The sequence below is a fragment of the Streptomyces sp. NPDC001970 genome (genome assembly GCF_053594115.1).
This window is the reverse complement of the sequence record NZ_JBSFDW010000016.1, coordinates 154378-179305: the sequence shown is the minus strand read 5'-3', so window position 1 is coordinate 179305 and position 24928 is coordinate 154378. Positions and strand designations below refer to the sequence as shown.

Sequence of the window (24928 nt, the reverse complement as noted above, 5' to 3'; positions counted from 1 at the left end):
TACCTTACCCACGGGCCCACCCGGCAGCAAACATCACACCCCCCCCCCGGGTAATACCCGGGCCCCCCCCCGGCCGGAACGTCGCGGCGGGTGCCGGGGGACAACCCCCGGCACCCGCCGTTTCGTCGCATGCCCATCCAACCCCTCCGGGCTCCGCCCTCCAGGGCCGACTCCCACACACGCCTGGTCAGCTGCCGAAGAATGCTTCCGGGGCGGCCGTGCCGGCCACCGCGGCAGACGGCGCCCAGCGCTGGATTCCTCGGAATCAGTACCCGTACCCGTGGCGTAGGCGCCGGTGAGCGGTGCTGGTCCGCCCCGAATCCATGGGTGGGCGCGGGCGTTGAGCTGAGATGTTGCGAGTCGTGTGGGTTGGCCGATCTCGGGGGTGCGGCGCCCGCGGGAGTAGTCAAGCTCGGCCTTGATGCGATGTCCGTCCTCCAGGACTGGTTCGCCGTGAGGGGCGGCTTCACGTACAGCACCCAGGCGTGCTGGTCGCCGTGCTCGCGGTCGGCAGGCCCGGGACCTGGCCCAGGGACGCAGGCTCACCGAGACCGGCGCGCGGCTCGACCTGTCGACCAGCCGGACGCCGGCGGGACGTCCGTGGGATCACGGGCGAAACCGTACTGGAGTACTAGCCGCGCAAGGTGACCGTGAAGCTCCGGCCGTACGCGCGCCGGGTGTCGAACTCCAGCCGGGTTCCGCCGTGGACCGGGCTCACGCGGACCCCGTCGACCGACGTGACCTCCCGCAGCGACCGGCCGCGGAGCAGGACGACGACCGTGTCCCGGTCCATGGTCGGGTCGGACACGGCGACGGTGGTCAGATCGCGCCGCTCGCGCCGCACGATCACCGAGGCAGGCCCGTCGATGCGTATCCCCGCTGCTTCGTGGCGGCCGGGCGTGAAGCTGTTGGCGGCCGTCAGGGCCAGGCCCGTGTGGGTGACGGCCTGCAGGCGCGGGGTGTTCGCCAGGACCTTCAGCGGCCCCGGACGACAGGAGCGCAGCCGGGCCTCCCCCGCGTTCGGCACCAAAGCATAGGCGAGACAGAGGGGTTCGGCGCCAGGGACCTGGTCGACCGTCACGCCGAAGACGCTGCGGGTGACGGTGGTGTCCGGGTTCGAGGTGCGCACGGCCCGGCGGCTGCGAGTGACCGTGTCCAGGGCGACCCTCACCTGTGGAGTGTCGAGGAAGACATAGCCGACGGCGGTCCCCTGCGTGGCATTCGCGTAGCGCAGCCAGTGCAGGTCGCCGGTGCCGGTGCCGGTCCAGGGGCGGCCGTCGCGGAGCATCCCGACGAGGGAGACCTGATCGTCCGGCGCGGCGGTACGGGCGTCGATGGTCGTGGTCACGGCCCGCCCGGCGCTGTCGCCGACCCCCGCCGCCAGCACCACGATCTCCTCGTCGAGGAGGAACCACGACTTCGTCGCCGTCGCGTTGCGATAGGCCACGAAGTCGTCCGGCAGCAGCCCTGCGCCCTTGTCGCGGGAGGCGACATCGTCGGACTGCACCATCCCGGCCGCGCCGTACGCCCCGAGGACGGCGCCGCCGGAGTGACGGTTGGTGCCGCGAGGGAAATAGACGTACGTGTTCTGCGACTCGGACGACGAGGTGAACTTCAGCGGGTGGCCGGGGTTGTCGTAGTACGGCTTCCCGTACAACTCGGGAATCGTGCGCCGCTGCTGAACCGGCGCGGTGACACCGGCGAGGCCGTACGGCGCGACCGTGGTGAAGTAGTCGACGCCGTAGGCCTGGGTCTGGTCCTGTCCGGAGAGGTAGAGGTAGTACGCCCCGTCGCCCTGGAACCACGGCATGAGGTTCTCGCCGTTCATGTACTCGTACTTGCTGATCCGGTCGGAGCTGCGTGCGAGTGCGAAGGCGTATCCCGGTCTGCGATGCACGGTCTTGTCCATGGCGTTGAAGGCGACGCTGCGCGAGGCCGTGTTGAGGTCCGCGGGAGGGACGGTGGCATCGCCGATGATGTCGGCGTACCGCACGATGCTGACCGGGGAGACGAAGCCGGCCGGGTCGAGAGCGGTGCGCGAGGTCGACCGGATGTGTTTGACGTAGCTCGTGAGGGCGGTGGCGTCGGTGCCGCCGGCGAGCGACGAGAGGTCGACGACGGCCTCGACGACCGCCGCGACATCGGTGTAGCCGGTGTCCGTGCGCGAGACCGCCCTCCCCTTGACGATCTCCATCATCCAGCCCTCGAAGATCAGCGGCGCGAAGCCGTTCCTCACCCAGCCCTGGACGGTCGGCACCAGTTCCCCGCCGTGCGCGAAGCCCGTACCCTCCAGGATCTTCAAGGTCTGGACGACACGGATCAGCAGACCCTTGCCGTACGAGCCGGTGTACGCGACGGATGCGTGCTGGATGAAGGAGCCGTCGGCGTAGCAGCCGTCCGTGACACCGTGGTTGAGGTGATACGGGTCGACGGTCGCGAAAACCGTCAGCTGGTCGGTGAGGGCCTTGCGGATACGCGCGTCGTCGCCCAGGAGGGCGCCCTGCAGGATCCGGTTGGTCGTGATGTCGGCGAGGTTGGCTCCGGTGTGGAAGCGCGAGTCGAGGTTCACGTCCCCGTCGATGCCGTTGCGGAGATAGGCGTCCATCGAGGCGACGTAGGTGCGCAGGACGTCCGGGCGGTACGCCTGCACCTCGTCGGAGAGGAACGCGAGCGTCTTGCTGACGTGCTGGGAGATCCCGATCTCCCAGTGGAACCAGTTCCCGTAGTAGCCCTGGGACTGGTCGCCGTAGTGGCGTTCGTGCAGCCGGACGAGACCGTCGATCACCCGGCGCTGCACGGCGGTGTTCTCGTACAGGTCCGAGGATGCGCGGCCAGGTGTCCGGGTGGCGAGCGCGATCTCGTACAGCCGCCGGAAGGCGGTGTTGAGGTTGGCCTCGTTGGTGCCGAGCACCAGACCGGCGAACAGCTCGTCCGCGCCCGCGGCGTCCATCGACTGCAGATGCGTCCGCGCGGCCCTGTCGACGGCGGCCAGCTTGGCGGCCGTCTCCGGCCGGGCGTTGGTCTCGGCTGTCCCGGCGAAGAGGGCCACGGTGTTGGCCAGAAGTCGTGCGCTGCCCGCGGCGACATCGGCGGCGCTCGCCGGCCGCGGGGGAATCACCGTCAGAAGACCGGCGGCTGACAGAGCGGACAACAGGCGTCTGCGGGTGATCTCCATGGCGTCCTCCGCCGGCGAATTGGCGTTCTGCCGGGCGGAGTCAAGCAGATGCACCCACCAACGACAAGGCTTCGGGACCCCTGGCCATCGAGCGTCCGGTTCAGTCGATCCTGGCGGAGCGCCATGTCGCGTCGTCGGCGGCGAGCAGCGTGGCGACGACGTCGGGGGCGGGCAGGGGGCCATGGTCGCCGGGGACCCGCAGGGCCGAGGCCGCGGTCAGATGGCCCAGCCGCAGTGCGCGCACCACCGACAGCTCCCGCAGCAGGCCGCTGAGGAATCCGGCGGCGAAGGCGTCCCCGGCGCCGACGGGTTCGGCCACGCGGACGGCGAGGGCGGGCACGGTGCGGACGTCCGCGCCGAGGAAGGCGGTGGCCGCGTGGGCCCCGTCCTTGACGACGAGGACGCGGGGACCGGGGAGGAGTTCGCGGACCGCGCGGGCGTCGGTGAGCCCGTCCCCCCACAGTGCCTGGGCCTCGTCGAGGCCGACGAAGACGATGTCGGCCCGGTCGGCGAGCGGCCGCAGGACGTCGGCGACGGGGCGGCCGGTCCACAGGGCGGGGCGGTAATTGACGTCGAAGCTGACGGGACAGGGGCGATCGGGGCGCAGCGCCCGCTCGGCGAGGGCGTGGCAGCCGGGCGAGAGGGCCGGGGTGATGCCGCTGAGATGGAGGAGTGCGGCGCCCGCCACGGCGGGGTCGTCGAGGAGTTCGGGGGTGAGGGCCGAGGCGGCGGTTCCACGGCGGTGGTAGTGGACGCGCGTGCCGTTCGCACCGGGGTCCTTCAGGAGCAGTCCGGTGGGCCGGTCCGGGTCGGTGCGGACGCCGCTGACGTCGACTCCGCCCGCGGCGATCCGGTCGCGGACGCGCCGGCCGAAGGGGTCGTCGCCGACCGCGGAGACCCATCGGGCGGGGATGCCGTGGTCGGCGAGGTAGAGGGCGACGTTCGACTCGGCGCCCGCGATGTCGACACGCAGCAGGTCGGCGTCGTCCAGCGGCCCGAGGGGCTCGGGGGCGAGGGCGGCCATGGTCTCGCCGACGCAGACCACGGGGCCGGGGCGCAGGGGCCTGGGGGTGCTCATGGTGGGGTCCTAGGGTGTGTCGGCACGGACCGCGGGTTCGCGGGCGGCGTCGGGGTCCGCGGGGATCGGGCCCTTGGTGTGCACCGGGCGGTACGGCGCGGCCGGCGTTCCGGGTACGTCGACGCGGAACACGAAGACGGCGCCGTCCAGCGGGCCCGGCCGGGACAGGCCGATGCGGGCACTGGTGACGAGGAGGGTGCGGCCGTCGGGACCGCCGAGGCAGAGCCCGGCGGGCTGGGTGGCGGGCAGCTCCACGATCCGGTCGAGGGTGCCGTCGGGGTGATAGCGGTGGGCCTGACCGGTGCCCCAGACCGCGGTCCACAGGCCGCCCTCCGTGTCGGTCGTCATACCGTCGGGACTGCCCGTGGAGAAGGTGACGTGGGTGTCCGGCTCGCCCAGGTCGCCGGTGACCGGGTCGACGGGGTGGCGCCGGATGAGACCCCGGGCGCTGTCGGCGAGATACATGACGGTGCCGTCCGCGCTGAAGGCCGGGCCGTTGGGCACCGTGATGTCCCGCAGGACGCGGGTGACGCGGCCGTCGCGGTCCACGCGGTAGAGGGAGCCCGCGTCCTCGGTGGCCTCGTACGCCATGCTGCCCGCCCAGAAACGGCCCTGCGGGTCGGCGACGCCGTCGTTCATCCGCATCGGCACCTGGGAGCCGTCCTCGGGGCGGGCGATCCAGTCGACACGCCCGGCGTCGTCGATGCGGCAGATGCCGGTGCCCGCCGCAGCGATCCAGTGGCCGGGCCGGCCCTCGACCGGCGCCACCGCGCCCAGCGGGCAGGGAAGTCGGGTGATCAGGGCGAGCGGTGCGGCGGGGTCGCCGGGGGCGGACAGGAGACGTCCGGTGAGGATGTCCGTCAGCACGGCGCGGCCGTCCGTCCACCGGATGCCCTCGCCGAGTTCGAGGCGGTCGGTCCCGTGAACCGCCGGGGGCACGGCCGCGGTCACGGACGGGCCTCCGAGCGCACGACGTCGAGGAAATCCCGGGCCCGCTCGCGCAGTGCGGTGAGGCTGCCGCCCGAGGCGGCGTCGCCGATCAGCGGCGAGCCGACACCGACGGCCGTGGCGCCGGCCCGCAGATAGTCGGCGGCGGCGCGGGCGTCCACTCCCCCGACGGGCACGAAGGGCAGGTCGGGGAAGGGGCCGCGCAGGTCGCGCAGATAGCCGGGGCCCCCGGCGCTGCCGGCCGGGAAGAGTTTGAGGGCCTCGGCGCCGAGCCGGAGTGCCTGGAGGACGTCGGTGGGGGTCATCACGCCGGCGAGCACCGGGAGTCCGAGCTCCCGGCCGGTGGCTATGCCGTCGCTGACCGCCGGGGTGACGAGGAAGCCGGCTCCGGCCTTGTGGGCGGCCCGCGCGTCGTCGGCGGTCAGGACGGTGCCGGCGCCGAGAGGCGTGTCCGGGCCGAGTGCGGCGCGGGCCTGGGCGATGACGTCGAGCGCGTCGCGTCCGGTGAGGGAGACCTCGACGAGGGTGACGCCTTCCTCGGCGAGGGTGAGCACGGTGGTCAGCGCGGCGTCCGGGTCGGTGCCGCGGACGATGGCGAGCAGCCGGCGGGCGCGCAGCGCGGCGAGCAGGTCCATCCGACATCCCTTCTGGTGGTGGGGGTGGTTCAGGCGCGGCGGGTCGCGGTGACGGTGAGCCGCCAGGTGACCTGGCCGGACGCGGGCACGACGGCGGTGTCGTCGTCGGCCGCCGCCGTGCGGTCGAAGACGCGGCCGAGCATCGGCTCGACGCCGACCGAGCGGTACGGCGCGTCCTGGGGGAAGCCGCCGAGGTTGCGCCACAGGGCGACGGAGACCGGCCGGCCGCCGGCCTCCACGGACAGATGGAGGGTGTCCGGGCCGTCGTGCACGGACACCCGCGGGGTGAGGACGACGGCGCCCACGGCGGTCCCGTCGTCCGGGCCGAGCCGGTCCAGCGGGATGCCGTCGGCACTCGGCCAGGTACGGGTGACCCAGCCCGCGCCCTCGTCCGGGTAGAGCCGCGTCGTGGCGGCGCCCCGGATGCCGATCCGGGCGGCCGGGGACAGGTCCAGCAGGGCGTGGGCGGCCCACACGAAGCGGTAACCCGGCTCGGCGGTGAGCGTGTAGTCGGCGACGGCCGACCCCGCGTCGTCGCGGATACGGCGGGTCAGGCGGAAGTCGGGGCAGTCCACGATGTCCAGGTCCCCGTCCCGCCGCCACCGCCGCGACCAGGCGTCCCCGTGGTCGGGGAGCCCGCGCACCGTGGGCACGCACTCCTCCAGTCCCCCGGCGTCGGCGAAGGCGTCGCCGGGCCGGACGCGGGCGCGGCGCGGCTCGTCGCGGTGCCAGAGCCATTCACGGCCGCCGGCGGTCAGCGAGGTCCAGCGGCCGCCCAGTTCCGGGTCGGTGACGACGGACACAGGCAGCCGGGTCCCGGTCACCATTCGGCGAAGGAGCCGTCGGCGTGCCGCCAGACGGGGTTGCGCCAGGCGTGGCCGGCACGGTCGGCCGCACGGACGGCGTCCTCGTCGACGGTGATGCCGAGTCCGGGCAGTGCGGTGCGGTGCGCCTGGCCGTCGACGAAGCGGAAGGGCTCGGTGTCGACCACGTAGGACAGCAGGTCGGCGTCCTTGTTGTAGTGGATGCCGCGGCTCTGCTCCTGGATCAGGAAGTTGGGCGTGGCGAAGGCGACCTGGAGGCTGGCGGCCAGCGCGATCGGCCCGAGCGGGCAGTGCGGTGCCAGATGGGCCCCGAAGGTCTCGGCGAGCGCGGCGATCCGGGTGACCTCCGATATCCCGCCGGCGTGCGACAGGTCCGGCTGGGCGACGGCGATGCCCGCGGTCAGCACCGGGAGGAAGTCGGCGCGCCCGTAGAGCCGTTCACCGGTGGCGAGCGGGACGGACGAGGCGCCGACCAGCCCCGGGAGCAGGTGTGCCTGGTCGGGCAGGACGGGTTCTTCGACGAACAGCGGGTGCAGCGGGGCGATCTCGTGGAGCACACGGCGCGCGTTGGCGGCGCTGAACCTGCCGTGGAAGTCGACAGCGACGTCGCGGTGCGGACCGAGGGCCTCACGGGCCGCCGCCACCCGTTCGACGACGGCGGCCGTCTCGGCCAGGCTGGTGAGCGGCGGCGTGCGCCCGGCGGCGTTCATCTTGACCGCGGTGAAGCCCGCCTCGACCTGGGCGGTGATCTCCTCCTTGAGGCGGGCGGGTTCGTCGCCGCCGACCCAGGCGTACACGCGGACCGTGTCGCGTACGGGCCCGCCGAGCAGGGTGTGCACCGGTACGCCGAGGGTGCGGCCGGCGATGTCCCACAGGGCCTGGTCGATGCCGGCCACGGCGCTGGAGAGCACCGGCCCGCCCCGGTAGAAGCCGCCCTTGCTCAGCACCTGCCAGTGGTCCTGGATGCGCAGCGGGTCCTGGCCCACCAGATGTTCCGCCAGGACGTCGACGGCGGCCCGCACCACCTCGGCCCGGCCCTCGACCACCGGTTCGCCCCAGCCGACGACGCCGTCGTCGGTCTCGATCCGGCAGAACAGCCAGCGGGGCGGGACGAGAAAGGTCTCGACACGCTCGATCTTCACTTTGCCTTGCCGTCCTTCTCCTCGGCGGAGCCGTCCGCAACCTCGGGCCCGTGCGGGCCGCTGACCTTGTCCAGGTCGCGCATGGCCTGGTCGAGCAGGGCGCGCATGGCGTGCTCGGCGGCGTCCGGATCCCGGTCCCGTACGGCGTCGAGGACGGCGCGGTGGCTGGGTACGGGGTCCTCGCTGTGCGGGGCGCTGTGCACGAGCCGGTCACGCTGGGCCAGGCCCGACTCGATGACCATCTCCATGCGTTCCAGCAGTTCGTTGTGGGTGGCCCCGAGCAGGGCCCGGTGGAAGGCGAGGTCGGACTCGACGGCGTGGTTCGCGCCGCCCTCCTGGCCCATGGCCTCGAGTGCGGCCTCCAGGGCCTCGAGGTCGGCGTCGGTGCGGCGGGCCGCGGCCAGCCGCACGGCGGCGGGTTCGATGATGCCGCGGACCTCGCCGAGGTTGCGCAGCAGGGCGGAGTCGGCGCCGGTGCCGCTGCTCTCGGAGAACTGCCAGCGCAGGACGTCGGCGTCGAGCAGGTTCCAGTCGCAGCGGGGCCGCACGAAGGTGCCGCGCTTCTGCCGGGCGTCGACCATGCCCTTGGCCGCGAGGACCTTCAGCGATTCGCGCAGGGCCGTCAGGCTGACGTCGAGCTCGCTCTGCAGGGCCGCCATGTCGAGCGTCGCTCCCTCGGGGATCTCGCCGCTGAGCACCCGGCGGGCGAGCGTCTCCACGGTCTGGCCATGCACTCCGCGGCGCGCGTATGGCGTCATGTGTGTTGCCTTTCTTGCTGGTCAGTCAGTGGCTGGAGGGGTCGTGCCGTCAGGCGGATGCCTTGACGACGCTCCAGCCGCCGTCCACGAGCAGGCTCGATCCGGTGATGTACGAGGCTTCGTCGGCGGCGAGGAAGGCGACGGCGGCGGCGACCTCCTCGGGGGTGCCGAAGCGGCGGGCCGCGGTTTCGGCGACGCTCAGTTCGCGGTCGTGCTGCGGCACCCGGTCCCAGGCGGCGGTGAGGATCGGCCCGGGCAGCACGGCGTTGACGCGTACGTCCGGTCCGTACTCGGCGGCGAGCTGGCCGCACAGCGACAGCAGGGCGCCCTTGCTCGCCGCGTACGCCGGGTGGCCGGGGATGCCGCGGTGGGCGTGGACGGAGGAGACGAGCACCACGGCTCCCTGGTGGTCGCGCAGGTCGGGCAGCGCCGCCTTGAAGCCGAGGAAGGCGCCGGTGAGGTTGACCGACAGCTGCCGCTCCCAGGAGGCGAGGCCCGTCTCGTGGGCGGGCGCGACCTCCACCATGAACGCGTTGCTGACCAGGACGCCCACGGACCCGAAGGTGTGGGCGGCGGCCATCACCCGCTGCCAGTCGTCCTCGTGCGCGACGTCGGCGGCGACGAAGAGGGCGCGCGCACCGTCCTTGCGCAACCGTGCCGCGGTCTCCTCGCCGCGGTCGGCGGCGATGTCGGCGAGGACGACGGCCGCGCCCTCGGCGGCGAGGCGTGCCGCCGTGGCCGCGCCGATGCCCGACGCGGCGCCGGTGACGACGGCGACGCGGTTGGTGAAGCGGGCCGCTGGGTTCATGGGGTGGGTCGTCTCCTGTCGAGGTGGTGGGTGTTCGGATTCTCGTCCCATCGTCACTGTCGGGCCAACACGACCAACTCCGCGTCGTGTGCGGCGGTCCAGGCGAACGGCAGCCCCGAGTGGAGCAGATGGGCGCCGCTGTAGCGGGTGCCGGAGTCCTCGTCGGTGTAGACCGCGCCCGGATCGAGGCCGCGCAGCCGCAGCCGGGCGGCCCGGCCGGGCACGAGCGGCGCGCCGTCGAGCGGGCCGGTGTTCCAGGCGGTCACCACCAGGCGTTGCCCGCCGGGTTCTTCGTACTGGACGCCGCAGGTCGGATCGGCCGGGCTGCCCAGCAGGTGGACCTCGCCGTGGTGGACGACGTCGCGGATCCCCTTGTAGCGGGCGATCCACTCGGTGGCCTCGGCGCGCTGCTCCGGGGTCCAGTCGCGGATGTCGGCCCCGATGCCGAGGACACCGGCGAGAGAGCTGACGAACCGGAAGGCGAGCGAGCGGGGCCGCGGGTCGAAGACGCCGGGGGCGTCGGTGACCCAGGAGCTCATGGTGTGCGGGGCGTGGGCGTGGAGGTAGCCGTACTGGATGCGCAGCCGGTCCATGGGGGCGGTGTTGTCGCTGGGCCACACCACGTCGGTGCGGGCGAGGGTGGCGTGCTCGATGCGCGCGCCGCCGCCGGCGCAGCCCTCGACGGTGACGTGGGGGTGGGCGCTGCGCAGGTGGTCCAGGACGCGCAGGTAGCCGGCGACGTGGGCGGCGTCGAGGTCCTGCCGCTCGGGGTCGTCGCCCGCAGGATGCCCGGGGCGGCCGCGCTCGGTGGGCGGCCGGTTCATGTCCCACTTCAGATAGCTGATGGCGTGGGAGCCGAGCAGCCGGTCGAGGGTGCCGATGACGAAGTCCTGGACGTCCTCGCGGCCGAGGTCGAGCAGGAGCTGGTTGCGCACGAGCGTGGCGGGGCGGCCGTCGATCCGGTAGACCCACTCGGGGTGTTCGGCGTAGAGCCGCGAGCGGGGGCTGATGCCCTCGGGCTCGACCCACAGGCCGAAGTCCATGCCGAGCGCCCTGACCTGGTCGATGAAGTGGTCGAACCCGCCGGGGAATTCGGCCGGGTCCGGCTCCCAGTCGCCGAGGCCTCCGGTGTCGTCGTGACGTCCGGTGAACCAGCCGTCGTCGACGACGAAGAGCTCGGCGCCCAGCTCCGCGGCCGTCTTGGCCAGCTCCAGTTGTCCGTCGGCGTCGACGTCGAAGCCGGTGGCCTCCCAGGAGTTGTAGAGGACCTTGCGGGTCCGGTCCATGCGCCCGCCGGTGAGCCGGCGTTCGTAGCGGTGCCACACGCGGGCCAGCCCGTCGAGGCCGTCCGGGCTGAACGCGCAGGCCAGCCGGGGCGTGGTGAGGGTGGCGCCGGGGGCGAGCCGGACCGCGCCCTCGTGCGGCACCCGGCCGGCGCGGACCCGTACGGAGCCGCCGGGCTCGGCGTCGGCGGTGATCCGCCAGTTGCCGGACCACTCCAGGGCGATGCCGTAGGTGGGGGTGGTGCCCCCGGCGGGGGCGGCGGCGTCCTGGATCGCGAGCCAGGGGTGGTAGGCGTGACCGGCGGAGCCCTGGGTGCTCTCCATCTCGAAGCGTCCGCGGTCCAGCTCCAGGTGATGGAGCTGGAACTCCTGCGACCACTGACCGGTGAGATACGTCAGGCGGGCGCCGCCCTGGACGGGCACGTTGACGGCGGCGGAGTCGAGACGCTCCAGGCGCAGCTCGCGCTCGCCCGTGCAGGTCAGTTCCGTCCAACGCAGGACGACGTCGGTGCCGGGGACGGTCTCGTAGCACAGTGTCGTCCGCAGGCCGAGGACATCGTCGGTGAAGTCCAGTCGCAGCGCGTGGTCTCCGTCGGGCGCGGCGCCGGTGAACCGCCACCAGCTTCCGCGGTCGCCGCCGGGCCGTGAGGCGATCAGGTCGGCGCCGGTGAACGGCCGCAGCCCGTACGGGATGTACTCGGCCGGGGCGGCGTCGGCGGGGGTGAGGAAGTGGGTGCGGCGCGACCAGTCCATCGGCGACGGCCCGTCCTCGACGCCGTGCGGCCCCCAGGCGGCGAGTTCGGCCCAGCGGCCGTCGCCGCCGAGGGTGACGGCGTAGGTGGTGGTGTCGGTGCGCAGCAGCCACCGGTCGTGCGGGGTCACTTGACGGCTCCGAGGTTCAGTCCGGCCACGAAGTAGCGCTGGAAGCGGAGGAAGACGGCCACCGTCGGTGCGGCGGCGATCACCGAGCCGGCCGCGATCACGTTCCACATGGACACGTACTGGCCCTGCAGCCCGATGAGCGAGGCGGTGATGGGCATCTGGGTGTCGGTGCGCAGCACCGTGATGGCCCACAGCAGGTCGTTGAAGATCCAGGTGAACGACAGCGCGGTCAGCGCGGCCAGCGCCGGGCGGGCCAGCGGCAGGATGACCCGCCAGTAGATCTGCCACGGGTTGGCGCCGTCGATGACGGCGGCCTGCTGGATCTCGCCGGGGATCGCCCGCATGAAGCCGTGCAGCACGAAGACGTAGAAGCCGACGCCGAAGCCGACCTGCACGCCGATCAGGGCGTACAACTGGTCGTAGATGCCGAGTACTTCACTGAGCTTGGAGACCGGGATCAGCAGGATCTGCGGGGGCAGCAGGTTGCCGCCGAGCATGAGCAGCAGCAGGCCACGCCGGAAGGGCAGGTCGTAGCGGCTGAGCGCGAAGGCCGCCATGGAAGCGAGGCCGAGCGAGAGCAGCACGGTGGGGATGGTGACCAGCAGGCTGTTGATGAGGGCGCGCTGCTGGCCGCCGTCCACCCACGCCTGACGGAAGTTGTCGAAGGTGAACGAGTGCGGCCAGCTGCCGACGCCGTGCGCGGCGATGTCGTCGAAGGTCCGGGTGCTGGTGACCAGTACGAGGACGATCGGCAGCAGCCACAGCGCGGACAGCAGGCCCGCGGTGAGGTGGAAGCCGGTGGTGCGCAGGGCGCGGCCGCGCAGGACGGGCCGGCGGGGCGCCGCGGCCGGGGCCTTGCCGGCCTCGCCGTCGCGGCCGGCCGGGTCCTTGACGTGCGCGGTGGCGTGGCTGGCGGTCATCAGTCGGACTCCCGGAAGGCGCGCACGAGGTAGCTCACGATGACGCCGAAGGCCAGCACGAAGATGACGACGGCGAGCGCGGAGCCGTATCCCAGGCGCAGGGACTGGAACGCGGTGGAGTACATGTAGGTGCTCAGCAATTCGGAGGAGTGGTACGGGCCGCCGCGGGTGAGCGCCCACACCACGTCGAACGAGCGCAGCGAGTCGATGACGATCACCGACAGGACGACCGCGTTGACGCTGCGCAGCTGCGGCAGGGTGATGTGCCGGAACTGCTGCAGACGGGTGGCGCCGTCGACCTTTGCCGCCTCGTACATCACGGGATCGATTCCCTTGAGGCCGGCGAGGTAGAGCACCATGACGTAGCCGACCTGGCGCCACAGGGCGGGCACGATCACCGCGTAGAAGGCGGTGTCCTGGTCGGCGAGCCAGGCGTGCCGCCAGCTGTCGAGGCCGACGGCCGACAGCACGTTGTTGATCAGGCCGTCCGGCTGGTACATGGCCTGCCACACCAGCGCGGTGGCGACCAGCGAGAAGACCACCGGCAGGAAGAGCGCCGCCCGGTAGAACCCGATGCCGCGCCGCTCCTGCTGGAGCAGCATCGCGGCGCCGAGGCCGAGGGCGGCGGAGAGCCCGCCGAAGAGCAGCAGCCACAGCACCGTGTTGACCGCGGCGGTGCGGAAGACCGGGTCGTGCAGCATCTCGCTGAAGTTGCCGAGGCCGACGAACCCGGGGGCCGCCAGGCCGTCCCACGAGGTCAGCGACAGATAGAAGCCCTGGAGGGCCGGCCAGAAGACCCAGAAGGCCTCGGCGAGCAGCGGGAGGAGGACGAAGGCCAGGACCACCGGGGGCACCCGCGTGGCCCTGGACCGTCGTGTGGAGCCGATCAGCGCCATTGTCACTGGCTCCAGATCTTCTCTGCGCTGCGCTGCCACGTCGTGAGGATGGAGCCGATCTCCTTGGGCTTGGCCAGGTAGTGCACGAGCGCGGTGTCCGCGGTCGGCTGGAGGGCGTCGCTGGAGTCGCGGTTGAAGAACTGGGTCAGGTCGGCGGCGCCCTCGATCAGCTTGCGGCCCTTGAGCACCAGCGGGGTGCCCGAGTCCTTGGCGTCGGGGTGGGTGGGCAGCGTGGTGCCCGAGCCGCTCCTGAGGTAGAGCTCCTGCGACTCGGCGGTGGCCAGGTAGCGCAGCAGTTCCTTGACGCCGTCGGCGCGCTTGGTGCGCGCGCTGGCGAAGAAGCCGTCGGCGGGCGCCTCCTCGGCGACCGGGACCTTCGCGTCGATGATGGGGAACTGGAAGAAGTCCAGGTCGTCCAGGGCGTCCTTGGGGGCCGCGTCGGCGAAGAAGGTGCCGATCAGCATCATGCCCGTGCGGCCCTGGAGGAGGGCGGTGGTGGCGTCCTGGAAGGGGATCGCCGTGCCGTTCGGGTCGAAGAACGGGCGCGCCTCGTCCCAGCGGTCGAAGACCTTACGGACCTCGGGGTCGTCGAAGCGGTGCTTGCCGGCCAGGAGTTCGCGGTGGTACGTGGCGCCGTTGACGCGGATGTTGAGGTAGTCGAACCAGGCGGAGGCGACCCACGGGGTGTCGCCGCCGGCGCCGAGGCCGATCGGGGCGACGCCCTTGCTCTTGAGCTTGTCGCACAGGTCGAGGAACTCGTCCCAGGTCTTGGGCTCCTGCACACCCCACTTGGCGAAGTTGGACTTCCGGTAGAACATGCCCCACCAGTAGTAGCTGGTGGGAACGAAGACCTTCGTGCCGCTGGAGGCGGAGGTGCACAGCTTCTTCAGCGCGTCGGAGTAGCCGGCGAGCTCGGGCTTGTCCCAGATGTCGTCGAGGTCGAGGAGCAGGTCCTTCTTCGCGTACGACTCGGCGACGGAGCCGGGGTACCAGGTGTAGGCGTCCGGCGGGTTGGCCGAGGTGAGGTAGGTCGGCAGCTGGGTCCGGAAGGTCTCCGCCGCGACGGTGTTGAGCTGCGCCCCGGTGCCCCCGCGCTTGTCGAAGGCTGCGACGACCGCCTCTATCGCGCTCTTGGCCTGCGGGGAGGAGAGGTTGGACTGCAGGGTCACCGGACCGCCGGACTTTCCTCCGGTCGCGGACGGGCTCTGGGTGACGCAGCCGCTGAGCAGCGCGCCGGCGCCGACTGCACCTGCTCCTACGAGGAATCTGCGGCGGGTTGCGTTGAAGGCGGTCATCTGTGCACTCCCTTGTGCCCATGGACGGAGCTGAGGCCTCTTGATGGCCCGGCTCTGGGTGCGGCAGGCACAGCCTGTCGCAGAGGTCTCAGCGCCGTCAAGATTAATTAGTAATTTATTTCTCGGAGGATGTGCCCCCGGGCCGTACCAGGCCCGGAGGCACCCCGGGTGGAGCGATTGGAGCTGGTGGAGCAGAGCGGGTGGAGCAGGGTGAGCGGAGGTCAGAGCGCGGTCTGGTGGACACGGCCGTCCACCCCGCGGAAGGCGGCCAGCACGCCGCCGTCCGCCGCGGCGACGGCACCGAGCGCGCCGTCGAAGACACCGCTGCCGGCGTCGGTGTCGATACCGGCCTTGAGGCCGCGTTGGCGAAGGTAGCTCACCAACGCCGGAATCCCGGACGGGAAGCACGTCGGGTTGGCCACGAGCCGCCCGGTCGCGGCATCGCGCGGACTGTCCGCCTGCCAGCCACCGTCCAGCCAGACGATGTCGTAGCCGCTGCCCCTCAGCCCGCTCCGGACCAAATGGTCCGCAACGCCCCTGACCTGATCCTCCGTCGGGGCACCGAGCCCGTAGTACGTGTTCCATCCCATGTACGGCGTGGGGGCGAGGCCGCTGTCGTAGTACTGCGGCGCACCCTGGTCGTCCGCGGCGTGTGCCGCGGGAACTGCCGACCCGACCAGCACGACGGCGCCGAGCACCACCGTGGTACGCCGCACGCGCGCCATCCCTGCACGATGCGAAGCCACTGCAATCTCCCCAGAGTTGGAGTCCACGAGGCAACCCCGCCCGAGATCGCGCCGGGCGGCGGTGCCACGGCGGAAACTGTGGCCGGGCGCCCGAAACCTGTCAACATTAATTGCTAATTAACTTAAAAACCTCCTGAGGGGTCCCCCGCGACTCCCCTGTCAGGCGGCGGCGGCCGGCCATCCATCCCCTCGGACACCTGTCACGGAGCGCAACGCCGCCCGACCAGGAGTCACACCATGACGGGCCGGGGATCGTCGCGCCTCACGACGGCACTGGACGAGGCGGCCGGGAACGGGGCCCCGGGTGGACGAAATGCCCGCAAGGTGGGCATTCTGGATATTGAGGTCCGGGCGGCACGGTGCGTCCCGTCCTCGGAGCATGCCCACGCCCACGAAAGGGGACGGCACGCATGCCCATCATCTCGCGCGGATTCCACGGCCGACGGCCCTCCGAAGACCGGAAGCTGCCGCCCGGCCAGTTCGAGACCTTCGACTTCCCGGTCCTCTCGGCAGGCCCTACTCCGCTCGTGTCCCGGGAGGACTGGGAGCTCACCGTCACCACCGAGGGCGGCGCCCGGCACAACTGGGACTGGGCGGCGTTCATGGCACTGCCCGCGGAGACACCCACGGTCGACCTGCACTGCGTGACCAGATGGTCCAAGTTCGGCACGGAGTGGCAAGGCGTGTCCCTGGACGTGCTCCTGGAGGACGTGGAGACGGCGGCGGAGTTCGCGCTCGTCCACTCCTACGGCGGGTACACCACCAATATGCCGCTGGAGGACCTCCTCGACGGCCAGGCCTGGATCGTCCACCGCTACGACGGCGAGGACCTGGCACCCGAGCACGGCGGCCCGGCGCGGCTCCTCGTCCCGCACCTGTACCTGTGGAAGTCCGCAAAGTGGGTGCGCGGCATCGAGCTTCGCCCGGACGACGAACCGGGGTTCTGGGAGACCGCCGGCTACCACGACTACGGAGACCCATGGCGCGAGCAGCGGTACCAGGGCGACTAGGCGATCGTCTGCGCTGGCGCACCGGCGAGGTCGTGGACCGGCGTGCGGAGTCGGCGACGGCGACGACGGTCGTCCTGCATGTGCCGGACTGGCCCGGTCACTTGGCGGGCCAGCACCTCGACATCCGTCTGACGGCGGAGGACGGGTACCGGGCACATCGCAGCTACTCCGTCGCGTCCGCACCGGACGGCGAGCGGATCGAGCTGACCGTGCAGCGCGTAGCGGACGGCGAGGTGTCGCCGTACCTCGTGGACGAACTCCTGACCGGGGCCCGCCTGGAGCTCCGCGGCCCCGTCGGCGGCTGGTTCGTTTGGCGCCCCGAGCAGACGGAACCGGTCCTGCTCGTGGCCGGCGGCTCGGGACTCGTACCGCTGATGTCCATGATCCGGACCCGTGGCGCGGCGGGCAGTCGCGTCCCTTTCAGGCTGATCTACTCGGCGAGGGGGCCGGAGGACCGCCTTTACGGAACCGAACTGCGCAAGGGCTCGCCGGGGCTGGACACGTCGTACGTGTACACGCGCACGCCGCCCGACAACTGGCCACGCCCGGCGGGCCGGCTGACTCCCGAGGATCTGGTGCGCGACGGCTGGCCGCCGGACTTCGACCCGGCCTGCTACGTCTGCGGGCCCACCGGGTTCGTCGAGAAGGCCGCCGCACACCTGGTGCTCATCGGCCACCCTCCCGAGCGCATCAGGACGGAGCGGTTCGGCCCCAGTGGAGGATGACATGACGATTCCGGCAAACAGCTCCCCCGCCGAGTACGCGTACACGGACGGCAATGCCCTGGCAGGGCCGTTCTCCGAAGTCTTCGCGGTCGACCTGACCGCCGCCACCTGCCGCTGCACGCAGTGCGGCCACACGGGACCCGTCGCCGGGCTGCACGTGTACACACATGCTCCCGGTCTGGTGGCGCGCTGCCAGGGATGTGATCACGTCGTGCTGCGCATGGTCCGCGGCAGAGACGCGGTCTGGCTCGACATGCGGGGCACCGTGGCCCTTGTCGTTCCCGTGAACGGGGACGGCCCGTAGGCGGACGCACGCGGTACCGGGAAGGTCGTTCGTACGTGTGCCGCGGATCGTCCGCACTGCGCACGCGAGCACGAGCGTCGACGCCGATCACTCCTCGCCGCGGTGCTCGCCGTGGTCTCTCACTGTCTCCCGGTAGCGCCCCGGCGAAGAGCCCATGACGCGTTCGAAGGCGTGACTGAAGGAACTCTCGGAGCCATAGCCCCAGCGGGCCGCGATCGCCGCGACCTTGCGGTCACCGGTCCTCAGGTCCCGTGCCGCGGAGCGGATGCGCCGGCCGAGGAGGTACTCCAGGGGTGGTACGCCGACGCTCTCCGTGAACCTGGCGGCGAACTGGGACCTCGACATTCCGGCCTTCGCGGCCAGCTCAGCGACGGTCCAGCGGTGCGCCGGCCTGTCGTGCATGACCGACACCGCGGCCCCGATCCGGCGTCGGCGAGAGCGGTGATCCGGACACCGCCGGCGGCGCCGCGTTCCGCGACATGGGCCCGGAGCAGATGGACCAGCAGGACGTGCGCCAGCCGCTCCGTGACGAACGGGGTGCCCAGCCCGGGTGCGTCGGTCTCCGCACGAAGCATTTCGAGCGCCGCCCGGATGGCGTCCGCGGTACCGGATCCGGCGCCGCCGCGCGGCTGCGCCCGCCGGTGCGGTCACCTGGTCGGGCCGGCGTGCCGACGTGGCGGAGAGACACGTGCCGATCCTCCGTGACACGGTCGGTGACGCGCAGCCACCCCGTCGAGGAAAGCCAGAGGCCGTTTCGTTCGCACGTGCCCGCCGCGCTTTCGCCGGTGGAAGTGGGTTCTGTCGCTGCGCCGTGCGAACCGCCGGGACTCTACGTTCCGGAGTCGTCGAACCGGGAGTCCAGAACCGTGTCGAGTTCCACGGCCCATTCCTTGAGGACCGTTCGGGACGGCGCTTCGACATCGTTCCGGAACCAGCGCCGGTCCGAAACGTAGACCGTGACACCGAACCGCCGCCCGAACCGCGGGGTGTCGACCTCCACCGCACCGATCTCGTCCCAGCCGAACTCGGCCGCCTCGGCGTCCAGTCGGAAGGTGACACCCCTGCGGTCGGCGACGATGGCGCCCCGCCGATCCGACACCTCGAAAGCGGGCCCGTCGTCGTCACCGTCGACCGGATCCACCCGCGTCTGCGCGCCGGAGGACTCCTCGACCGGGGCGGCATCGACCGACGTGGCCGCGCCGCTCCCCTCCGGCGCCGCGTCGTCCGCCCGACTCGACACCTCGGGACGCGAGGACACAAGTCCGGGAATGTACGCCGGATCGAGACCGGCGGCCGACACCGGCCGGATGTTGGTACCTGTGTTTGTGCCTGCCTGTTCCTGATCCACGGGGAGGAGTATGGCCGACGAAGCTGTGCGAGACCCAGCGGGGGCGCGCACAGCACACGCAACTGGCGCAGTTGTCGCGGCCGGAGGTCCGCACTGGGCAGGACCTCCTTCGTGGATGCGTTGCCGGCGCACGGGCTCGCTGTCGTCTCGGATGCTCACGGTCATCCCGTTGCCCACGCGCCGACTTCGCCGCGTGCCGCGACAGCACCACGTTCGGGCCGGGACGGCCGTGCCACCGTCGGGGACCGCGGAAAGTGCACACGCGACACGCCCGAGCAGACCGGCGTGTCGGCGCCGTGCGCATCGTCCGCGGGAGCACGCCTTCAGGGCACGACGTCGCCGGCGGGGGCTACGAGGGAAACCCCGCCGTGCAGTCCGCCCAGATCTGCCGGGAAGGCGCTGCCGTGCACCGAGCCGTCTCCGCCCGTGCCGTCCGTGGGCAGAAGGGGACGGCCGGGCTTGGAGCGGAACATGGTCACGGCTGTGGACACTTGCTCCGTGTAACCGGCGAACCAGGCGGCCCGCTGAGTGTCGCCCTCACCGGTGGAGGTCCCCGCGATGCGCCCGTCGCCCGGCGCCACCGTCGCCTGGCCTGCCGCCGGCGTTCGCCCTGCCGCGTCCTGGAGAACCGAGGTGATGTCGAGTGCCACTGCCGGATCCATGACGCGCCGCGCCGGCGGGGGCTTCACTCCACGTGCCGGCGGTGCCGGAACGGGAGACCCTGGAGTAAGGGCACCGGACGGCCGAAGTCGCGGCCCGGTACCGCGGAGCCGTCGGAGAACCGATGCGCTCGTCGCATTGACGACGTTGACCGCCTTGACTGCTTTGACCGCCGTGGCTGCCCGAAAGGGGTGCGATGCCCGCTCTGACGAGCGCCGAGGCACGGAAGCGGTTCGCCGCAGCCCGCGTCGCCCACCTCGCGACGGCCGACACGGCGGCCCGCCCGCACCTGGTGCCGGTGGTGTTCGCCGTGGACGGCGACACGGTGTGGCTGGCAGTGGACCGCAAGCCGAAACGGACGACGCGGCTCAGACGCCTGGCCAACATCGCCGCCAACCCGTCGGTGTGCCTGCTCACCGACCACTACGAAGAGGACTGGGACCGCCTGTGGTGGGTCCGGGTCGACGGTGAAGCCCGAGTGCTCCCGGCACGGGACCGGTCACCCGAGGCCGCCCGCTGCATCGAGCTGCTCGGGGCGAAGTACCAGCAGTACGCCGACGGGCCACCCGTCGGGCCGGTGGTCGAGGTCTCGGTCCTGCGCTGGAGCGGCTGGCGCGCGTCGTGAGCCGTGCCCGGCCCCGCACGGGCCGTACGTCCGCCCGAAGGGACAAGTCCGGTCGATCGGCTGTCCGCACCACGCGCGGCCACTACGGTGACGCGCATGAGCGACGCCGACGACATCAGCTCCGCCGGCCAGTGGCCGCTGCCCCCGGCCTGGATGTTCACCTGTACCGACTGTGTCCGCCTCTACAAGGCGATGAAGGAGATCCGGGCCGTCACGGACGAACTCTGGCTCACCGGGGAACGCGGAGTGGACCGGGATCCCTTCGACAGCGCGGTGGGGGCGCAGATCCGCCTCGCCCGCCATGTCGCATCCGCCCACCGAGACCTCCTGCCGGACCCGGATCCGGGCTGCCCACGGTGCACGGAACACCAGGACAACCTGGCCGAACGGGCCGGGTCGCGCCCGCGGCCGGGAGTGGCAGAAGCCGCGTGCGAGCATCGCGCCCACCACCTCTTCGCACCGCCGCACACAGTGAAGTTCCTGTGACCGACGGGCGCGGCGGACCGGGCCCCTGTTCCGGATGCGGCGCAGACGCGCCGACGGCTTGTGCCCCCGGCGGCCCCGGCCCGCGCGGGGGGGCGAGCAGGGGCGAGACGGGCGCTGCCCCGCCATACGGCGGAGCGGGACAGCGCCCGGTCCCGGGCAGTTCCCGGGCAGTTCCAGGGCAGCGTTCACCGGGTCACAGCGCCGAAGCCCGGGCGGCTCACTCGAAGGGCGTGAGGAAGTGCCTCGGCGACAGGGCACGGTTGACGATGCGGGTGTCGCCGATCCAGCCGTAGAAGCCCTGCCCGAATCGTTCGTCGAACTGCGTGGCGCCGATGACGAACGGCTTGCCGAGCGTGGCGATGCCGGTCGACAGCTGCGTCGGATTACGGGCGATCTTCGAGCCGTCCACGTACATGACCGTCCGGCGCCCGTCGTTGACGACGGCGATGTGCATCCAGCGGCCGACCGGCACGGCATGGCTCCACGACGTCGGATCGGCGTCCTGCCGGTGCGGATAGACGACGAACTGGAGGAACCGTTCCGGCGACAGGTTGAGGCTGCAGGTCGGCTCCAGAGGCGACCAGCCGGTGGTCTTGCCGGCGTCGCCGTTGCGCCCCTCCCAGCTCAGAATGCCCATCCAGTTGTGGTCGCCCTCGAAGGGCTCCGGCAGCCTGACGAAGGTCTCGATGGTGTAGCCGTGGGGGAACTTCTCACTGTTGAGGGCGGCGCCGGGACCGGTCCTCAGTACCGCCCCGCGGTCCGGGCTCTTGCCTCCGTCGAAGCGAAGGCTGGCGTGTGCAGGCTGGCCGGGATGGTGGTCCTGCGACCAGGTGAGCGCGTCCGCCCCGCTGGAGTGCAGGCGGCTCACGGACAGATCGTTGCCGTTGCCGCTGAGGTCACGCGCCACCACGCCGTCGGCCACGGGGGCACCCGGCGTGCCCGCCGCGGGGATCCCGGAAGAGTCGAAGCGCCAGTACGCGACCGTGCCACGCGGCATCACCGCGGAGGCGGGACGCGGTGCCGGCTGTACGACCGGCGCGAAGCCCTTGAAGCGGTCCTCGAAGTCGATGCTCATGCTGAACCGGTCGGTGGGCCCGGTCAGTTCGATGGTCTCCGCAGCCAGTGGTGCCCGCTTCTCCGGGGCGCGGTCCAGGAACCACGGCGAGAAGGTCTCCACGTCGATGACCTTGCGGACCAGGTCGAAGCCGTAGAGGCGGATCATGCCGGCGCCGCCGTAGTAACGGTCCTGATAGTTGGTGATGTGGACGTGGACATCGTTGTCGGCGTCATTGGTCAGAACAGTGCGACCGGGCGGCCAGTAGTGGCCGCCCAGTGCGAGGAAGATCTGGTCGTTGCCGCGGATGAGCCCGTCCCACAGACGTCGGCCGTTGTCGGACAGCTGCGCCGTGCCGTCGTCGTCCGACCAGGCGATGTCATGCGTGGTCAGGATCGCCGGCAGGGTCGGGTGCGCGTCGAGCACCCCCTGTGCCCATCGCATTCCCTTGTCCGACACCCTCCAGTCGAGGGCGAGGATCAGCCAGTCGCGGCCGGCAGCGCGCAGTACGTGGTAGCTGTTGTAGCCGTCGGGCGAGGCGCCCCGGAAGGTCGGCATGGAGGCGTAGCGCTTCGGCCCGAAGGCCTGGAGGTAGGCGGAGTCGCCGCGCTGGTCGTCCGTCGAGGAGCGGATGTCGTGGTTGCCCGCCAGGACGCTGTACGGGACGGCACCGTGGAGGGTGCGGAAGGTGTCGGCGGCGAGCTCGATCTCCTGCTCGGTGCCGTGCTCGGTGACATCACCCAGGTGCGTCATGAAGGCGATGTTCGCCTCGTCCCGCTCGGCGGTGAGATACCGGAACGTCGCACGCAGCGGCTCGGGGTCGGAGCTGTCGGCGTCGAAGAGATACTGCGTGTCGGGCAGGACGGCGAGCGCGAAGCGCGGGCTCACCGTGTCGAACCCGCGGCCCCCTCGGGCCGCCTCTGCGGCCCGGGCCGGGGCCGCTTCGAAGGCCGCAGTCGCCGCACCGGCCGCCGGTATGACGACCGCGGCCTGCAGCAACGCGCGTCTGTCCAGTCGGTTCTGATCCCCAGCCGTACTCATGTGCACTCTCCTAGCGGTCGCTCTGTACGACCGAACGCTCATGACCTGCCATGGCCGAGTGATGACGGCGAGCTGAATGGCAGCTTGTATTCGCCGCACGATCAGCCGGAACGGGAGGCAGGGACTGCCGACTGCACGGCGGCTCAGCAGCCGTCGGAGATCGAGAGGGGTCGGCGCAGGCCGAACGCGGGGGCCCGCCGCCCCGGCGGCCCCGCGCCCCAGTGGCTGGACGAGCGTGCACGAAGGGGGCGGGGCTCTCGTCCGCGCGGCTGCGGGGCCACCGCACGTCGCACGGCTCCCTCCCGGAGGGGGCCGACGTCAGGGCCAGATCCTCACCGCGTCGCCACCGCGTCGCGCTGGAAGCAGGTTCCGCCTGCGGAGCCTCGGCCACGGCAGCGAGGTGCGGTGACGTGGCCGAGGCCGTCGCACGGAGCGGAGCGGAAGTTCCGATCCGTGGAAGCCGGTCGGGTCAGCGGCCGCGGCCGAGCTTCTCCTTCACGCGCTTGCCCTCGGAGGACTCGGACAGCGTGTTCCACAGCTTCGACGAGCTGAGGGAGGTGTACACGCCCGGGGCGCCCTGGGCGGCGCAGCCGTCACCGTAGGAGACGATGCCGATCTGGATGGGCTGCCGGCGTCCGGGGACTTCGCGGAAGAGCGGGCCGCCGCTGTCGCCCTGGCAGGAGTCCTTCCCCTCGACTCCGGCGCAGATGTTGACCTTGGAGTTGTAGCTGTTGTAGCTGACCTTGCACTCGTCGTGCGAGACCAACGGCACCTTGACCTTGCGCAGCCGGTCGGGGGTGTGGGGCATGTCGGTGTCGGTGTTGCCCCACCCGGTCACCACGGCCTTCGCGCCGGGGCGGATCAGCGCGTCCGTGCCCGGGGTGGGCAGCTTGACGGGGGCAACGCCCGTGACCCGTCTGGCGAGTTCGACGAACGCCAGGTCGTAGGCCTCGTTGCCCTTGGTGTAGCGGGGGTGCACGACGATGCCGCCGGGGTCGCCCTCCCCCAGAGACGGCCGGGCGTTGCGGATCTGGCCATGCTGCGCGTTGGACAGCACCGTACGGCCGACGACGACCTGTAGGTCCTTCGCCTCCATGCCCACGACACAGTGTGCGGCAGTCATGACGACGTCCTGGCTGATCAGGCTGCCACCGCAGAACTGGCGCTTGAGGGCGTTACCGGGGCCCTTGGTGAGCAGGGCCGCCATGAAGGGGTACGCGTCGTTGGACACGTCCGTGCCGCCGATGATGCGCACGCCCGGCCTCGAGCTCCGCTCCTCGTCGGCCTGAGCCGCGGGGGCGGCCGCCGCGACCATGGTGACGGCCGCGCTCGACGCCAGAGCGGCGGCGGCTATCCGCCTCACACGACGACGGGAAAAGGACAATTGCATGGGGGGTTGTCTCCACTTCTGCGGGAATCCACTCCGACAGGCATGAAAGGGCCCGGAGCACGCAACGCGCACGCAGGCACGTACACATTCACGTGCGCCTGCACGTACGCGCACATACATACGCGTTCATGCATACGCCAAGCCCAACTTGCCTGGCAGGAAGGGGCGTTGGAGACGTTAAGGGAAATTGCCCGGCCGCGTCAAAGATTCTCACGCGGACAGGAGTGGTGCAGGACTGAACAATCGGCTGCGCATTCCTCTCGCCAATTCGTCAGACGTGAAATCCGGCTGCGAGGTTCAGCCCCTCCGTCAATTATTTTTTCCGGGTGAACGGGCAACCCCCTTGAGGAGGAGGTCGGTCCACTTCGGCGACTGCCCCGGTCGTCTCCCCCGTGGCTCACGGGCCGCCCGTCGTACGCCGGTTCGCTGATGGGCGGCAGCCGCGAGGTCCGGGTGCGCGCCGGCCCCTCCGGCTCCTCCGGCCTCGCGCCGCCCCACTGACCTCAGCCCCTCGGCGGCGGCATCAGGGCGCCTCAGTGGATGCCGTCGTCCTGCTGCTCCTCTGCGGTGCAGCCCTGACGAGGTCAGCGGTGGTGTGTCCGCTGGGACTCCTTGCCGTCCCTGCCGTAGGTCACCCACTCGCCGGCCTTCTTGCCCCGCTCGTACGTCCCTTCGTCCAGCACGTTGCCGTTGTCGTGCCAACGGCGCCACAGCCCGTGCTGCCGGCCGTCCATGAAGGCACCCTGTTGCAACAGGCCGCCTCCTTCGCGATACCACACCCATTCGCCGTCGAGCTCACCGTCTTTGCAGACGCCCTTCGCCTTCACCCGGCCGTTTCGGAAGTAGAACGTCCACGGACCGGTCCGCCGGCCGTCCGCATAGTCGCGTCGCCCTC

The 24928-nt window shown here is 71.6% G+C and carries 24 protein-coding genes and 1 pseudogene; 5 read left to right on the top strand and 20 right to left on the bottom strand.

Annotation, left to right across the window (positions count from 1 at the left end; translation table 11 throughout):
- Positions 1-631: 631 nt before the first annotated feature.
- From ACWCP0_RS20945 to ACWCP0_RS20885, 13 genes are all read right to left on the bottom strand, one after another.
- Positions 632-3175: a polysaccharide lyase family 8 super-sandwich domain-containing protein gene (locus tag ACWCP0_RS20945; protein WP_451080307.1), complete on the bottom strand. Its 2544-nt coding sequence runs from the start codon at positions 3173-3175 to the stop codon at positions 632-634.
- Between the two features lie 100 nt (positions 3176-3275).
- The gene (locus tag ACWCP0_RS20940; protein WP_451080297.1) at positions 3276-4253 is read right to left on the bottom strand and encodes a sugar kinase; all 978 of its coding nucleotides are present in this window, start codon (positions 4251-4253) and stop codon (positions 3276-3278) included.
- Between the two features lie 9 nt (positions 4254-4262).
- Positions 4263-5204: an SMP-30/gluconolactonase/LRE family protein gene (locus ACWCP0_RS20935; RefSeq protein WP_451080296.1), complete on the bottom strand. Its 942-nt coding sequence runs from the start codon at positions 5202-5204 to the stop codon at positions 4263-4265.
- Positions 5201-5836 carry a bifunctional 4-hydroxy-2-oxoglutarate aldolase/2-dehydro-3-deoxy-phosphogluconate aldolase gene (locus ACWCP0_RS20930; protein WP_451080295.1) on the bottom strand — a complete coding sequence of 212 codons (636 nt, stop codon included), beginning with the start codon at positions 5834-5836 and terminating at the stop codon, positions 5201-5203. The genes ACWCP0_RS20935 and ACWCP0_RS20930 overlap by 4 nt, the downstream gene beginning before the upstream one ends.
- 29 nt (positions 5837-5865) lie before the next feature.
- Positions 5866-6663: a hypothetical protein gene (locus tag ACWCP0_RS20925; RefSeq protein WP_451080294.1), complete on the bottom strand. Its 798-nt coding sequence runs from the start codon at positions 6661-6663 to the stop codon at positions 5866-5868.
- Positions 6657-7802: a galactonate dehydratase gene (dgoD, locus tag ACWCP0_RS20920; RefSeq protein WP_451080293.1), complete on the bottom strand. Its 1146-nt coding sequence runs from the start codon at positions 7800-7802 to the stop codon at positions 6657-6659. Before dgoD ends, ACWCP0_RS20925 begins: the two co-directional genes overlap by 7 nt.
- Entirely contained in the window at positions 7799-8560 is a 762-nt protein-coding gene (locus tag ACWCP0_RS20915; protein WP_451080292.1) for a FadR/GntR family transcriptional regulator, read from the bottom strand. The genes dgoD and ACWCP0_RS20915 overlap by 4 nt, the downstream gene beginning before the upstream one ends.
- Before the next feature lie 49 nt (positions 8561-8609).
- Positions 8610-9368 (bottom strand): SDR family NAD(P)-dependent oxidoreductase, encoded by a 759-nt coding sequence (locus ACWCP0_RS20910; RefSeq protein ID WP_451080291.1) that lies wholly within the window; start codon positions 9366-9368, stop codon positions 8610-8612.
- A gap of 53 nt (positions 9369-9421) precedes the next feature.
- Entirely contained in the window at positions 9422-11533 is a 2112-nt protein-coding gene (locus tag ACWCP0_RS20905; protein ID WP_451080290.1) for an alpha-galactosidase, read from the bottom strand.
- Positions 11530-12453 carry a carbohydrate ABC transporter permease gene (locus ACWCP0_RS20900; RefSeq protein ID WP_451080289.1) on the bottom strand — a complete coding sequence of 308 codons (924 nt, stop codon included), beginning with the start codon at positions 12451-12453 and terminating at the stop codon, positions 11530-11532. The genes ACWCP0_RS20905 and ACWCP0_RS20900 overlap by 4 nt, the downstream gene beginning before the upstream one ends.
- Entirely contained in the window at positions 12453-13349 is an 897-nt protein-coding gene (locus tag ACWCP0_RS20895; RefSeq protein ID WP_451080306.1) for a carbohydrate ABC transporter permease, read from the bottom strand. Before ACWCP0_RS20895 ends, ACWCP0_RS20900 begins: the two co-directional genes overlap by 1 nt.
- Positions 13350-13351: 2 nt before the next feature.
- Positions 13352-14644, bottom strand: a complete 1293-nt coding sequence (locus tag ACWCP0_RS20890; RefSeq protein WP_451080288.1) for an ABC transporter substrate-binding protein — start codon at positions 14642-14644, stop codon at positions 13352-13354.
- Positions 14645-14865: 221 nt separating this feature from the next.
- Positions 14866-15369: a hypothetical protein gene (locus tag ACWCP0_RS20885; protein WP_451080305.1), complete on the bottom strand. Its 504-nt coding sequence runs from the start codon at positions 15367-15369 to the stop codon at positions 14866-14868.
- A gap of 431 nt (positions 15370-15800) precedes the next feature.
- On the opposite strand from ACWCP0_RS20885, the gene ACWCP0_RS20880 reads away from it, so the two are divergent.
- From ACWCP0_RS20880 to ACWCP0_RS20870, 3 genes are read left to right on the top strand one after another with little or no spacing between them, the layout of a single operon-like run.
- The gene (locus ACWCP0_RS20880; RefSeq protein WP_451080287.1) at positions 15801-16400 is read left to right on the top strand and encodes a molybdopterin-dependent oxidoreductase; all 600 of its coding nucleotides are present in this window, start codon (positions 15801-15803) and stop codon (positions 16398-16400) included.
- Complete coding sequence (locus tag ACWCP0_RS20875) at positions 16370-17125, top strand: ferredoxin reductase (RefSeq protein WP_451080286.1); 756 nt, start codon at positions 16370-16372, stop codon at positions 17123-17125. Before ACWCP0_RS20880 ends, ACWCP0_RS20875 begins: the two co-directional genes overlap by 31 nt.
- A 1-nt stretch (position 17126) precedes the next feature.
- Positions 17127-17429: a DUF6510 family protein gene (locus tag ACWCP0_RS20870; RefSeq protein ID WP_451080285.1), complete on the top strand. Its 303-nt coding sequence runs from the start codon at positions 17127-17129 to the stop codon at positions 17427-17429.
- 87 nt (positions 17430-17516) lie between these two features.
- Here ACWCP0_RS20870 and ACWCP0_RS20865 read toward each other — a convergent pair whose 3' ends face one another.
- The 4 genes and pseudogenes from ACWCP0_RS20865 to ACWCP0_RS20850 all read right to left on the bottom strand — a co-directional run bounded on the left by ACWCP0_RS20865 (position 17517) and on the right by ACWCP0_RS20850 (position 19427).
- Positions 17517-17831 (bottom strand): helix-turn-helix transcriptional regulator, encoded by a 315-nt coding sequence (locus tag ACWCP0_RS20865; protein ID WP_451080284.1) that lies wholly within the window; start codon positions 17829-17831, stop codon positions 17517-17519.
- Between the two features lie 83 nt (positions 17832-17914).
- Positions 17915-18025 (bottom strand): annotated as a pseudogene (locus ACWCP0_RS20860) (cupin domain-containing protein); the annotation flags it as partial.
- A 233-nt stretch (positions 18026-18258) separates the two neighbouring features.
- Complete coding sequence (locus tag ACWCP0_RS20855) at positions 18259-18777, bottom strand: hypothetical protein (RefSeq protein ID WP_451080283.1); 519 nt, start codon at positions 18775-18777, stop codon at positions 18259-18261.
- A 323-nt stretch (positions 18778-19100) separates the two neighbouring features.
- Positions 19101-19427 carry a hypothetical protein gene (locus ACWCP0_RS20850; RefSeq protein ID WP_451080282.1) on the bottom strand — a complete coding sequence of 109 codons (327 nt, stop codon included), beginning with the start codon at positions 19425-19427 and terminating at the stop codon, positions 19101-19103.
- A 206-nt stretch (positions 19428-19633) separates the two neighbouring features.
- Here ACWCP0_RS20850 and ACWCP0_RS20845 point away from each other — a divergent pair, with 206 nt between their 5' ends.
- Positions 19634-20062 carry a TIGR03668 family PPOX class F420-dependent oxidoreductase gene (locus tag ACWCP0_RS20845; RefSeq protein ID WP_451080281.1) on the top strand — a complete coding sequence of 143 codons (429 nt, stop codon included), beginning with the start codon at positions 19634-19636 and terminating at the stop codon, positions 20060-20062.
- A gap of 96 nt (positions 20063-20158) precedes the next feature.
- Positions 20159-20548 (top strand): hypothetical protein, encoded by a 390-nt coding sequence (locus ACWCP0_RS20840; RefSeq protein ID WP_451080280.1) that lies wholly within the window; start codon positions 20159-20161, stop codon positions 20546-20548.
- A gap of 217 nt (positions 20549-20765) precedes the next feature.
- Here the strand turns inward: ACWCP0_RS20840 and ACWCP0_RS20835 are convergent, their stop codons facing one another.
- The 3 genes from ACWCP0_RS20835 to ACWCP0_RS20825 form a co-directional block, all read right to left on the bottom strand.
- Positions 20766-22643: a LamG-like jellyroll fold domain-containing protein gene (locus ACWCP0_RS20835; RefSeq protein ID WP_451080279.1), complete on the bottom strand. Its 1878-nt coding sequence runs from the start codon at positions 22641-22643 to the stop codon at positions 20766-20768.
- 469 nt (positions 22644-23112) lie between these two features.
- Positions 23113-24006 carry a S1 family peptidase gene (locus ACWCP0_RS20830; protein ID WP_451080278.1) on the bottom strand — a complete coding sequence of 298 codons (894 nt, stop codon included), beginning with the start codon at positions 24004-24006 and terminating at the stop codon, positions 23113-23115.
- 611 nt (positions 24007-24617) lie between these two features.
- Positions 24618-24785, bottom strand: coding sequence for a toxin-antitoxin system YwqK family antitoxin (locus ACWCP0_RS20825; RefSeq protein ID WP_451080277.1), 168 nt, complete (start codon positions 24783-24785; stop codon positions 24618-24620).
- Between the last annotated feature and the right edge of the window lie 143 nt (positions 24786-24928).